Origin of the sequence: Flavobacterium macacae (assembly GCF_003865365.1) — a bacterium.
In the GTDB taxonomy this organism is placed as follows: domain Bacteria; phylum Bacteroidota; class Bacteroidia; order Flavobacteriales; family Flavobacteriaceae; genus Flavobacterium; species Flavobacterium macacae.
Genome location: NZ_RQVR01000001.1, coordinates 352,723 through 366,309, shown reverse-complemented (window position 1 = coordinate 366,309; position 13,587 = coordinate 352,723). Strand labels below are relative to the sequence as shown.

Sequence of the window (13,587 nt, the reverse complement as noted above, 5' to 3'; positions counted from 1 at the left end):
CTTTCCGTCACCGTTTGGTGAAATCCCTTTTGGAATCATACACGTAGTACCGTTGGCGGTGAAAGATTGATCCACTGAACAATCAACAGTTGAAGTTGCAACTGGTGTAACATTTACAAAATATTCACCAGAAACTGAAACCGTAATTGTTGAAGTGTTTCCACCAACTGAATTTCCATCCGAATCAGTCCAAGAGAATATAAAATTATCGGCTGATAAATTATCATTTAAAATTGTAGCTTCAATAATGTAATCAGCTCCTTGACAAGCACCTGTTACAGAAACAATTGGGCTTTCGTTAATCGTTACATTAAAGTCACTTTCGTCAGAACATCCAACTCCTGTTGAAGAAAAGATGTAAATTAACTGAGATGTTGTAATTGCTGTTCCAGCAGTTAATGCGGAACCTCCACCATTTGGTGCTGTAAAATAATTATTGTTAGCACTTAATGGTTGTAATACATATGAATCACAAACAACTACATCAGTAATAACATCCGCTACTGGTAATGCATTTATTACGATTTGAGCAGTAAATGAACCACCTTCATTACATCCTGCAGGAATAATTGTATAAGTGATATCGTGCGTACCCGCAGTAGCAGTTGTCATATCAATTTCTCCTGTTGTAGCATTTACTGTTACATCATTTGAAGAGTAAGTTCCGCCTGCGGTAAATCCAGTAACCGGAATAGGTAGTGGATTTGTTGCATTACCGATACAAATTGGCGTGCTGTAAGAGAATGTTGTTACAGACGGTGTATTTGACCCTAACTGAAGTTGGAAAGTTTTTACAAAGAAACAGTCTGATCCTGGGTAAGAAATTCTAACAAAAATTGTCTGACCTGGTGTTCCCGCATAAGCTTCAGGAGTTAAAATAGCTGTAGCACTAACTCCTACTTCTGCTTCTGCTTGAGTCAAATAGTATTCAATTATAAGATCTGTTGCAGAATTTGAACCAATAATTGTTGCCGTATTTGGTGTTAAATCAAAAATTGGATTTCCGGTAGAAGAACAAGACAAAATATCAACAGGATCATTAGTTGGTAATGGTTCTGTAGTTCTAATTATAACTTGATTTTCTTTTGTAATTACAGTTCCATCACAAGTTGTATAAGTCGCTTGAGCAACCATAGTTGTCAATTCTGTTACACATACTTGAATGTCTTGTTGATCGCTAAAGAATACTCCGTCTTTAAGCCATTGGAAATCTACATTAGATTCTCCATTTGGAGAAAATCTCCAAGCTTCATTTGTAGCATTCCAAGCACCTGTATTTCTTCCTGGTGGCACATACGCTACTGTACCAGCGGCATTTTGAATACCGATAACACCTTCCCCTTGTTGCCAACCAGAACAAGCAGTTCTGTTTTTTACATAAACCTCAATAATATTTGAAATTTCATAAAGAACTATCTGTGTAGTTGTTCTATACTGAGCGTCCTGACATGCAGTACCAAAAGCAGGAACTTCATTAAAGTTCACTACAAAGGCTCTACAAGGATACGTTCCCAAAACTTGGTAGTTTATCGAGGTATTTGCACCTGGATTATTAGTGGTAAGCATATCTTGGAATACTCCATAAATAGCATTTTTGATAGTAAATGCTGGATTTGGAATTGGACCATCAAGAACCCATGAACAATATTCTCCATAAGTAGTTGTGTAAGGTAAACCAAAAGCAATCACACCATTATCACCAACTCTTACATAATCATAAGATTCTCCAAAGAAACAGAAGTTAAATGGTAAATCAAAACTTGGTGTGTAATCATCATCAGCTGTAATTGGCATCTCCGTTCCTCCAGTAAAAGGGAATGGTGGATTGTAATCAATAGATGCTACTTCATAAGAAGTTGTTGCTCCAATACCAAAATAGGTAGCAGATAAATTAACACAGTTGTCTTCTTCAGCACATAAAATAATTTCTTGGTCTACAATATCAACCCCAACACCCACTAGATCTACAGAAGCACATCCTGGCGGTGTAAAAATTGAGAATGCGGCAGGTCCAGCCCAAAAGCTAGAGTCTGTTGGAGAACAAATTGCTCTCACAAAAAACTCATAAAAAGTTCCTGGTAGTGGTGAAAAGGTTAAACTAGTTTCGTTAACGATTTGTCCCGAAACTGGCGCGCCAGTTCCTGCTATTTGAGCTACAACTTCCCATTGTGTCTCAGCACCGACAGGAGTCCAAGATAATATCAAATCTGAATTCGAAGGATTGCTTTCAGCTATAAGATTTATTGGAGCTGGACAAGTAAGTTGCGATAGATTAACATTGTCAATTGCTGCAGGCGGCTGTGTCCCACTGCTTCCATCATTTCTCCACTCAAAAACTAATCTCATTGCTTGTCCTGAGAAAGGAGTTGCTGAGAATATATAATTAGGAGTTTGCCAAATCGCAGAATTATTAAAGTTTGCTCCAATTTGAACTCTACCTGAACCTGCCGTAATTTGCGTTCCAGGTGTTGGATTAAAAGTTGTTGGAACAGCCCAAACTCTAAAATAATCATTAAAAGTTGTGGTAAATCCTTGTCCAATTGCTTTCCAATCAAATGTTAGGCTTAAGTCACCAACTACTGCAGGCATTTGTATGTCTCTATACGCATGAACTACTGAGGTAGAAGATATTGTATAAGCATTGTCCGCATTATTATTTGAAATATACAATGATTGTGTTCCGCCATTACTAGTTGCGGTTCCAACAATCCATTTATTTACTTGCGTTCCGTTATTTAACGTCCAACCATTTGTTCCTTCAAAACCATCAATATAGTTAAGTTCTCCAGGAATTTGACTTGTAATTAATTGTACTGGTCCGACCCAAATACTTGTTCCATCAACAGCCCCACAATTACTTCTTACCCACACATAGTGTGTTGTAGATGGCTGAAGACCAGTAACTGTTGCATTTGTTGGTGTTACATTCACAACTTCTGAAGTAGAAGTTGGAGGTGTATTAGTTGTTGAAATGTAATAATCATACGAAGCAGCTCCGTTCGCTGGTGCTGTCCAAGAGAAAGAACCCCCTGTTTGATTTGCTGTATTAACTATTAATGCTGATGGAGCTGAACATGTAATAACATTTATATTAACATTATCAATTGCAGCAGGCGGCTGTGTTCCAGCACTTCCATCGTTTCTCCATTCAAAAACCAATCTCATAGTTTGTCCAGCAAATCCTGTTGTTGGAAGAACATAATTAACTGTAGTATAATTTGGTGTTTGATTCATATTCGCTCCCAACTGAACTCTTCCTGCTCCTGCTGTAATTTGCGTTCCAGGTGTTGGGTTAAAAGTTGTTGGTACAGCCCAAACTCTTAAATAGTCAAATGAGCTTTCTCCAGCAGCTCTCCAATCAAATGCAACATTTAATTCAGCTGCGGTTGCTGGAACATTTATATCTCTGTAAGCCTGAACAACCGATATAGCATTTACGGTGTAAGCATTTGAAACCCCATTATCATTTGTAATATATAATGATTGTGTTCCGCCATTGCTTGTTGCCGTACCTATTACCCATTTATTAACTTGAGTCCCATTGACAATACTCCATTGATTTGTTCCTTCAAAACCATCAACATAAGTTAAATCTGCTGGTATTTGAGTTGTAATCAATTGTACCGGACCTGTCCATGTACTATTTCCATCAGTAGCACCACAGTTAGTTCTTACCCATACATAATAAGTAGTAGATGGCTGAAGACCTAAAGCAGTAGCGTTAGTAGTTGTTACGTTTCCGGTAGCAGCTGTTGTTGCAATTGGAGCCGTGTTAGTTGTTGATACATAGTAATCGTATGAAATTGCTCCAGATGCTGGTGCAGTCCACGAAAACGTACCAGAAGTTTGATTTACCGTATTCACCGCCAATGCTGTAGGCGCCGCACAAGTAATAATGCTTATATTAACATTATCGATAGCTGCAGGAGTTTGTGTACCTGTAGATGCGTCATTTCTCCACTCAAAAACAAGTCTTAATGTCTGCCCGGCAAATCCTGCTGAAGGAAGTACATAATTAGATGTGGTATAATTTGCAGAGTTATTAGTGCTAGTTCCCAACTGTACTCTTCCAACACCTGCAGTAATTTGTGTACCTGGTGTTGGGTTAAAAGTTGTTGGAACTGCCCAAACTCTAAAATAATCATTAAAAGTTGTTGGTCCAAATCCTTGTCCAACTGCTCTCCAATCGAATGAAACATTCAAATCTCCAGCAGTAGCAGGAATAGCTATATCTCTGTAAGCCTGAACAATAGAAGTTGATGTAATGGTATACGCATTTGTTGCTCCATTATCATTTGAGATGTATAAGGATTGTGTACCACCATTATTTGTAGCAGTACCAACTACCCATTTATTAACTTGAGTTCCGTTAATAAGTGACCATTGATTTGTTCCTTCGAAACCGTCAATATAAGCCAATGTTCCAGGAATTTGTGTAGTTATTACCGTTACAGGTCCAGTCCAAGTACTTGTTCCGTCAATCCCACAATTACTTCTTACCCAAACATAATTTGTTGTTGAAGGAAGAAGTCCCGATAAAGTAGCTGTAGTAGTTGATACGTTACCCGTTACCGTTACACCCGCTGCTGGATTTGTATTTGTTGATGATACATAATAATCATAAGAAGCAGCTCCAGATACTGGCGCAGTCCAAGAGATTCCTGCTGTTGTTTGTCCCACACTTTGCAAAAGAAGTGCTGAAGGTGCCGAACAAGTAATTACAGTAAGATTGATATTGTCAATAGCTGCTGGCGGTTGTGTTCCAGCGCTATTGTCATTTCTCCATTCAAAAACAAGTCTCATTGTTTGTCCTGCAAGAGCTGTAGCCGGAATAACATAATTTACTGTTGTGTAATTTGGCGTTAGATTCATATTAGCTCCCAACTGAACTCTTCCTGCACCTGCAGTAATTTGTGTTCCTGGCGTTGGCGTAAATGAAGTTGGAACAGTCCAGACTCTTAAATAGTCAAAAGTACTTTCTCCAGCGGCTTTCCAATCAAATGCTAAATTTAATTCGTTAGTTCCTGCTGGAACAGCTATATCTCTATAGGCCTGAACGACAGATATCGCAGCCGCAATGGTATAGGCATTAGAAACTCCATTATCATTTGAAATGTACAATGAATTGGTTCCGCCATTATTAGTTGCACTACCGACTGCCCATTTATTAACTTGTGTTCCGTTATTTAAGGCAAAAGTATTTGTACCCTCAAACCCTTCAGTAAAAGGAATACTTGCTGCAACTTGTGCAGAATTAAACAAGTAAGGTCCTGCCCAAGCACTATAAGATCCATCTGGACATTGTGCTCTAACATAATATTGATAAGCGTAAGAGTTTTGTAAAGTTGGCTGATAAGCCGTATTTGTAGTAACTGTTACCACTCCTGCATCCGTTGTTGGCATTGGAGTACCTGCATCTTGCAAAGCAACTTGCCATGTTGAAGCCAAACCACCTGGGTTATCCCAAGTTAAAGTAGCACTAGTAGCTGAAACGTTTGTTGCGTTCAAGTTGGTAGGCGGTGTACAATTTACGATTTGAATATTTAAAGTGTAAGCCCCTGTTGCCGGAGTTCCGTTTTTAGAAATTACAATTACATAAGTTACTCCTGCTGTAACCGCAAGTGCTGGAATCTCTCTAACTGTTGTTTGCGCATTGGCAACACCAGCTACACAGCTAACACCAACGTTTGCACAACCATTATATACAAAAATACTTGTATTAGTTGCTGTTGGAGTCATAGAAATACTAATTACCCCAGTTTGAGTCGCTGTATAAGAATAAAATACATCGTTCCCTGTCATGTAATTTACAGTAGATCCACAGCCTGTACCTTGATTAGCATCAAAAGTATCGCCATAATTTGCCGTATTGTCGGTAGTAGTGTAAGGCAAAGCAGTAATAGGAATTGCAGAACTACAGGTAAAACCAGGCGCTCCTGTAGTAAATGAAAATGGTCCAACCCAAGCACTACTTGTATTAGATCCAGAACAAATAGCTCTTACATAATATTTATATTCAGTATTGGGTAAAAAAGGCACTTGAACTAAAGGTGTTCCTGTTGCCGTCCCTGTTGCAGCATATGGCAATGCGCCATTGTAAACCACTCCATGTTGTGTTGGAGTTGGCGTTGTTCCTGAAACAATTTCAATTTCCCATGAAGTTGCACCACTAGGATTCAACCAGCTTAAATTTGCTCCAGATTGAGTAACAGCTGATGCTGTTAAATTCGTTGGATCCAGACATTGCTCCACAATGTTAACAGTGTCAATTAACCAACGTTCTGAAGAAACTGTATTACCAAGTTGTGTATTTAGCATTACAAAAGCAACATAAACAGTTGAGCCTGCTGGTAAATTTAAAGGAACTGTTTTTTCTTCATACGTATTGTATGATACATTCAAGTTCAGTTCATTCCATTCTTGCAGAATAGTAAATGAAGCAGCGTCTGTTTGAGAAGTTGTTGAGATTCTAATTTGAAAAATAGAACCTTGATTCGCTGCGGTCTGCAGTCTTGTAAAGAATTTTAGTTGCCCATTATTAGGAACTACTACGGCAGGAGTAACAAGCCAGTCTTGAGAAGTATTCCCAATTCCAAGGTTATCATTCGTACCGTTGATTTGCATTGCTCTTGTTCCTTGATGAATCAAGGTTGGAGATGCGGTTGGAAGCCAACTTCCTTGTGTTCCGATACCATTGTCAAAAATGGCCCATGAACCCGAATCTAATGCTAACACACCACCCGAAGGAGCTGCCGTGTTGTCAAATCCTTCTACAAGCCCCTGTGAGAAGCCTATAAAGGAAGAAAAACACATTAAAAGCAGTAATGTAATTTTTTTCATAAATGAAAATTTTTAGGTTGTTTAATTAATACTGTAGGTTTTTAGAAGCTCAAATTTAACTAAATTTAAGAAAAACATAGCATAAAAATAACTTTTAACTAAATTGTTTGTAACATTTAAGCATATTATCTGAGTAGGACAAAAAAATTCCGTCTAAAAAGTGCTAGGTTTATACTAATTATAATAAAAGCAATAGTCTTAATCATTTATTAAAGTTTTTAAATTTACAGCTTGAAAAATCTATTTTGATTTGGTGTCTGAATGTCTATTTCTGGGTAAGATTGAGTTAAGATTTAATTCCACATAAATGATATTCATTAAAAAAGCACAAAAATTAATTTCTAAAAAGTGGTAGATTTGTACTATATTTATATTCTATGCTAGAAAAAGAAACTATAAAATTTGAAAGAACGGTTATCGTTGGAATTGTCACGCAAAATCAAAATGAGGAAAAACTTACCGAATATCTGGATGAGCTTGAATTTCTGACGTTTACCGCCGGAGGAGAAGTCGTAAAAAGATTTTCTCAAAAAATGGAACGCCCAAATCCCAAAACTTTTCTTGGAACTGGAAAAATGGACGAGATCAGTCTTTATGTAAAAGAAAATGACATTACCACGGTAATATTTGACGACGAACTTTCGCCATCCCAGCAAAAAAATATTTCCAAAATTTTAGTCGAAACTAAAGTTTTAGACAGAACCAACCTTATCCTTGATATTTTCGCACAACGTGCTGAAACTTCTTACGCAAGAACCCAGGTCGAATTGGCGCAATGCCAATATCTGCTTCCAAGACTTTCGGGAATGTGGACCCACTTAGAACGCCAAAAAGGGGGAATTGGAATGCGCGGTCCCGGTGAAACTGAAATTGAAACTGACCGTCGTATTGTTCGTGATAGAATTGCATTACTGAAAGATAAAATTAAGGTGATTGACAAACAAATGTCGGTTCAAAGAGGAAATCGCGGAGCCATGGTTCGCGTGGCTTTGGTGGGTTATACCAATGTGGGAAAATCGACTTTGATGAACGTAATCAGCAAGAGCGAAGTTTTTGTAGAAAATAAATTGTTTGCCACTTTAGATACTACGGTGCGAAAAGTTGTGATTAAAAACCTACCGTTTTTGTTGTCTGATACCGTTGGATTTATCCGAAAACTGCCTACGCAGTTGGTCGATTCGTTTAAAAGTACGCTTGATGAAGTTCGCGAAGCCGATTTACTTTTACACGTTGTAGATATTTCACATCCTGATTTTGAGGAACATATCGCATCGGTAAACCAAACTTTATCTGATATTAAAAGTAGCGACAAACCTACAATTATGGTTTTCAACAAAATCGATGCTTACAAACATTTGACGATTGACCACGACGATTTGATTACAGAAAAAACCACAAAACATTACACGCTTGAAGAATGGAAAGCAACGTGGATGTCAAAAATGGGTGAAGATAAAGCACTATTTATTTCGGCTGTAAATAAAGAAAATTTTGAAGAATTTAGAGAAAAGGTTTATGAAGCCGTAAGAGAAATTCACATCACGCGTTTTCCTTATAACAAGTTTTTATATCCTGATTATCACGAAGCGCCTGATGAAAAAGAGGCTTCAGAAGAATAAAAAACACAAACTATTTTCATAAAAAAAGACCTTCATTAGTCCAATGAAGGTCTTTTTTTTATGTAAAATTTAGACTAAAATCAATAGTTGGCTCCTACGCCAAAGACTTGGCGAATCTGGAAACCTCGGTAAGCATTGTCGTCATAAATGGTTTGGAACGATAAGTTTGTCGACAGGTATTTGTTGATTTTCATTACGATATTTAACTGGTAATCTAAATCTACATTTTGCGTCTCTTCTAAATAATTGGAATATAAATTCAAGATATTTTCAAAAGAAACATTTGCCATAATATCTAATTTGTAATAGGCCGAAGCATTGAAACCCAATTCATATCGCATCGACTTCCCTTCTTCTACTCCAAAATATTTTTCTTCAGGAAGTGTGAAATTTTTGTCAACAATCGTAATTTTTGATGTTGCGGGCGCAAAGTTAAATTTCAAATTGTCATCGCGTTTCCACAAAATACCAGGCCAAAAAGAAAGATAGGCTGGTGACAAAAAATTAGTATATTCTATTCTTATTTCAACACCTTCGGCATCTTTTCCATATTCATATCCTTTTGAGAATTGTGTCTTAAAGTTCAAAAATGCTGAATAATACCAACGGCTTTCTGGCTTAAATCTTTTTCCTAAAAGGGAATTTAATTCCAGCCTGTCATCTGTTTTTTTGGCAAAAGAACTGGTTCTTGTTTTTACAATTCCATAGGACGCGATCACTTTATTATCCCAGCTGATATCGTCTTTTTGGTAATTGAAATCATAGTTGGCACCAATAGTTCCCGAGATATTGTTTTCTCCTCCGGCGAGCCAATTGTCAAAAGTAGATTGATTGAACAAAAACGAGGCATTCCCTTTGGTTTTCCAATGCTTTACGGTATCCGCAACAATGGCTGTTGCATCTTGAGCGTTTGCATTTAAAGCCCCTAAAAAGCAAAAAATTGCGGTGGCGAATTTCTTAATCATAATTTAACGGTTTTAAACAAATATAACGAAAGCCGTAATTTTATCCATCAAAAACTACCTTTTTTTATACAGCGGTACTGCAGAACAGGCTTCGCCATACATAATACTGCGGGCAAAAGGCTGTAATTTCTGCGCTGCCAAAACATAGGCCGACATGGGAACGGGTTTCTTTGAACATCCTTTGATAATAACGGGTTTTCCTTCAAATTTAGAGTAATCAACAGCCGGAAGAAGTTCTTCGTATAAAGATGTTTCCAAATCTTCCAAAGTTCCGCTTACTACTTTTTTGGCAAACGGTGACAGATGAATTGTTACTAAAATGGAAGCCCACGCCGGAATTATAGCATCAGTACTGCAAAAAACAGCCACATATTGGTCTTGATACTGCGACCAATCATGGCTTTTTAAATGTTCCCGAAAATCTTTTTCGCGCAATAAAAACCCTTCGAGGAGCCATTCCGAAATATCAACCTGCACGCGAAATCCTGTTGGATAATAATCCTCCAAATCAAAGATTTCAAGCGCGCTGTTGGCTACTTTATTTATAATTTCTTCCTGCATATGATTTAGTGTTCCGTTTGCAGATTTCAGTATTCCGCTTTGAATTTTGCAAAAAACTGAAATCTGCCCGCTTCTTTAAAGCATTCCTAATTCTAATTTTGCTTCTTCGCTCATCAAGTCTTTGCTCCACGGCGGATCAAATGTAATTTCAACTTCAGTCGCCTTTACATTTTCAAGTTGATTGACTTTGTCTTCCACTTCTCTTGGCAATGTTTCAGCCACCGGGCAATTTGGCGAAGTCAATGTCATCAAGATTTTTACTTCGTAATCGGTGTTTACCATCACGTCATAAATCAATCCTAATTCATAAATATCAACCGGAATTTCGGGATCATAAATGGTTTTTAAGACTTTTACGATGTCTTCTCCCAGTTGGTTTGTGTCTATTTGTTGTTCCATTTTCTGTTTTTAGTTTTTAGCATTAAAAGCCAATGCATACATTTTAATTTGTTTGATCATCGACACCAATCCGTTGGCGCGTGTTGGGGACAAATGATCTTTCAAGCCAATTTCGTCAATGAATTTGGTATCGGCTTCTAAAATTTCAGAAGGTGTTTGTTTTGAAAACGTTCGAATCAGGATGGCTATAATTCCTTTGGTCAAAATCGCATCGCTGTCTGCCGTGAAAACAATTTTATCGCCTTGCATTTCACCGTGAACCCACACCTTTGACTGGCAACCTTTGATGATATTTTCGTCGGTTTTGTATTTTTCATCAATCAGTGGCAACGTTTTCCCCAAATCGATTACATATTGGTAACGCTCGTCCCAGTTGTCTTCTTCAAACATGGAAAATTCGTCCACAATTTCATCTTGAATTTCTTTAATCGTCATTTTATTTTTTTTCTAAATCTGAAACTTCTATGATTTTTTCTACTAAATCTTTAATCTCCGCCGGCGGATTTCCGTGGTCGAAATTAGAACTTTCGTATGTTTTGTCTTTATAAATCAATTTTAATTGTCCGATCATCGCTCCGTCATAAAAACGTTTTTCAGAAGGCGCTTTCAAATCAGCAATTTTTGTCGCATCGACCTTTGAAAGCAAATTCAACAAAGCATTCCAATCGCTTTTTGAAAGTGATTTTTCAATTGCTTTTCCGTCGCGGGTTTTGATTGTATAAACCGTGTCTTGTTTTGCCAAAACCTTTTTATAGCTTCCTCTGGTGTTTGCCTCATATTCAAAAGAAATGTTCTCACTTTCCTTCTTAATTTCTGAACTGGTGCATCCTTTTGCCATAAAAAGCATCAAGATAAATGTGGTTAGAATTTTCATAATTTTTGGTTTTAATGGTTTCTTGACAAATTACGAATAATTTATGACAACATCACCACTGCTTTTTTGACCGCTCCCACCAACGCATCAATTTCTTCTTTTGTATTGTAAAACGAAAATGAAGCGCGAATTGTTCCTGGAATTTGGAAGAAATTCATAATCGGTTGTGCGCAATGATGGCCTGTTCTTACCGCTATACCCATCTTGTCAACAATCGTTCCAATGTCATACGGATGAATAGTTCCTACGTTAAAAGAAATCACAGAAGTCTTGTTTTCCAGCGATTTTGGTCCGTAGATTTTCAATCCTTCAATTTCCAAAAGTCGTTCCGTTCCGTATTCTAAAAGTTCGTGTTCGTATTTGGCAATGGCTTCAAAACCAACTTCGTTTAAATAATCAATGGCAGTTCCCAAGACAATTCCTCCGGCGATATTTGGCGTGCCGGCTTCAAATTTATGAGGCAATTCGGCATACGTTGTTTTCTCAAAAGTCACTTCTTTGATCATCTCGCCACCGCCTTGATATGGAGGCAATTTGTTCAGCCATTCTTCTTTTCCGTATAAAATTCCGGTTCCGGTTGGTCCGCAGATTTTATGTCCAGAAAATACGTAGAAATCACAATCCAATTCTTGAACATCTGGCTTGATATGTGGCGTAGATTGGGCTCCGTCAATTAAAACTGCTGTTCCAAATTGATGTGCTTTTTCTATAATTTTTTTAATCGGATTTATAGTTCCTAAAGCATTTGAAATGTGATTTACGGCAATAATTTTCGTTTTCTCCGAAAGTAATTTCTCAAATTCAGCAAAAATCAATTCGCCATTTTCATCCATCGGAATCACGGTCAGTTTTGCTCCTGTTCTTTCGCAAAGCATTTGCCACGGAACAATATTTGAATGATGTTCCAATGCCGAAACCATCACCTCATCGCCTACTTTCAGCAACGAAGCAAATCCGTTGGAAACCAAATTGATTCCGTGTGTGGTTCCCGAAGTAAAAAGTACTTCGAAACTATGTTTTGCATTAATGTGATTCTGGATTTTTACACGAGAAATTTCATAAGCGTCAGTCGCCAATTGGCTAAGCTTATGAACGCCACGGTGAATATTGGCATTGATTTCTTCATAATAAGAAGTAATAGCGTCAATGACCACTTTTGGTTTTTGCGAGGTAGCCGCATTATCGAAATATACCAATGGTTTTCCGTTTACTTTTTGAGAAAGTATCGGAAAATCGGCACGAATGGATTGAATATCTAACATTTTTTGTAATAGAAAATTGATGCAAATTTACGGTATGTTTCTTTAAAAGAAGAACAATTAAGATAGAATTAAAAGTTGATAAATATTTAACCTTTTTTTATTTTCTAAACCCCAAAATTAATCATAGGTTTGCATTTATTTAGATTCAATTAAAATAACAAATATGTAAACCAATGAAGAAAATAAGCATTTTAGCACTTGCAATCGTTTCATTAGCAACCTTTTCTTGTAAAAAAGAAGAAATAAAAGTAGAAGAAACTTCTGTGGAAACACCAACCGAATCACAAAAAATTGTTTCCTTAAACGGAGCAATAACGGAAATCGCCGTGGCTTTGGGTTACGAAAAAGAAATCATCGGAGTTGATGTAACTTCCACTTTTCCAGAATCTGTAAAATCTACTGCAACTGACTTAGGCCACGTTCGTTCTATTTCAATCGAATCAATAGTTGCCTTACAACCAACAATAATCTTGGCTACCGAAAAAGATATGAACCCAGAATTAGCTGAAAAAATTAAAGGGGCCGGAATCGAGGCGCATATCTTCAAACAAGATTTTTCTGCAGAAGGTTCTAAAAAATTGATTGCTGATGTGGCTGGTGTTTTGAAAAATGCTGGCTTTAAAGCTTTAACTGATAAAATTGATGCTGATTTGGCAAAAGTACAACCCATCGCAAAAGCGCCAAAAGTATTGTTCATCTACGCTCGTGGTGCAGGAACTTTGATGGTTGCCGGAAAAAATACGCCAATCGAAAAAACAATTGCTTTGGCTGGCGGTCAAAATGCAGTTACCGAATTTGAAGATTACAAACCCTTGACTCCAGAATCTTTGATCAAAGGAAATCCAGATGTGATTTTGTTGTTTACAACTGGACTGCAAAGTCTAGGCGGTATTGACGGAGTGCTTAAAATTCAAGGTGTTTCGCAAACCAATGCGGGTAAAAACAAAAAAATTATTGCTTTAGACGGCGCCTTGCTTTCTGGTTTCGGGCCCAGAACTGGTGAAGGCGCCGCAGCTTTAAACGCAGCATTACTTAAAGCTATAAATTAGGTATTGGTAAAATGTGAA

General features: G+C 37.4%; 9 protein-coding genes. 2 read left to right on the top strand and 7 right to left on the bottom strand.

The window, feature by feature from the left end; translation table 11 throughout:
• A partial coding sequence (locus EG849_RS01705) for a fibronectin type III domain-containing protein (protein ID WP_125011355.1) occupies positions 1-6,840 on the bottom strand: 6,840 nt, incomplete at its 3' end.
• A gap of 377 nt (positions 6,841-7,217) precedes the next feature.
• Here EG849_RS01705 and hflX point away from each other — a divergent pair.
• Positions 7,218-8,459: a GTPase HflX gene (gene hflX / locus EG849_RS01700; RefSeq protein ID WP_125011354.1), complete on the top strand. Its 1,242-nt coding sequence runs from the start codon at positions 7,218-7,220 to the stop codon at positions 8,457-8,459.
• An 80-nt stretch (positions 8,460-8,539) separates the two neighbouring features.
• On the opposite strand, the gene EG849_RS01695 is transcribed toward hflX, so the two are convergent.
• The 6 genes from EG849_RS01695 to EG849_RS01670 form a co-directional block, all read right to left on the bottom strand.
• On the bottom strand, positions 8,540-9,421 hold the full coding sequence (locus EG849_RS01695) for a DUF3078 domain-containing protein (RefSeq protein ID WP_233581734.1): 882 nt from the start codon (positions 9,419-9,421) through the stop codon (positions 8,540-8,542).
• A 57-nt stretch (positions 9,422-9,478) separates the two neighbouring features.
• Positions 9,479-9,985, bottom strand: coding sequence for a DUF2480 family protein (locus tag EG849_RS01690; protein WP_125011352.1), 507 nt, complete (start codon positions 9,983-9,985; stop codon positions 9,479-9,481).
• 75 nt (positions 9,986-10,060) lie between these two features.
• Positions 10,061-10,384 (bottom strand): SUF system Fe-S cluster assembly protein, encoded by a 324-nt coding sequence (locus EG849_RS01685; protein WP_125011351.1) that lies wholly within the window; start codon positions 10,382-10,384, stop codon positions 10,061-10,063.
• 9 nt (positions 10,385-10,393) lie between these two features.
• Complete coding sequence (locus tag EG849_RS01680) at positions 10,394-10,819, bottom strand: SufE family protein (protein WP_125011350.1); 426 nt, start codon at positions 10,817-10,819, stop codon at positions 10,394-10,396.
• Between the two features lies 1 nt (position 10,820).
• Positions 10,821-11,258 (bottom strand): hypothetical protein, encoded by a 438-nt coding sequence (locus tag EG849_RS01675; protein WP_125011349.1) that lies wholly within the window; start codon positions 11,256-11,258, stop codon positions 10,821-10,823.
• Between the two features lie 41 nt (positions 11,259-11,299).
• Positions 11,300-12,520 (bottom strand): aminotransferase class V-fold PLP-dependent enzyme, encoded by a 1,221-nt coding sequence (locus EG849_RS01670; protein ID WP_125011348.1) that lies wholly within the window; start codon positions 12,518-12,520, stop codon positions 11,300-11,302.
• Positions 12,521-12,693: 173 nt separating this feature from the next.
• Between EG849_RS01670 and EG849_RS01665 the strand changes: the two genes are divergently transcribed.
• On the top strand, positions 12,694-13,569 hold the full coding sequence (locus EG849_RS01665) for a heme/hemin ABC transporter substrate-binding protein (protein ID WP_125011347.1): 876 nt from the start codon (positions 12,694-12,696) through the stop codon (positions 13,567-13,569).
• Positions 13,570-13,587 lie beyond the last annotated feature (18 nt).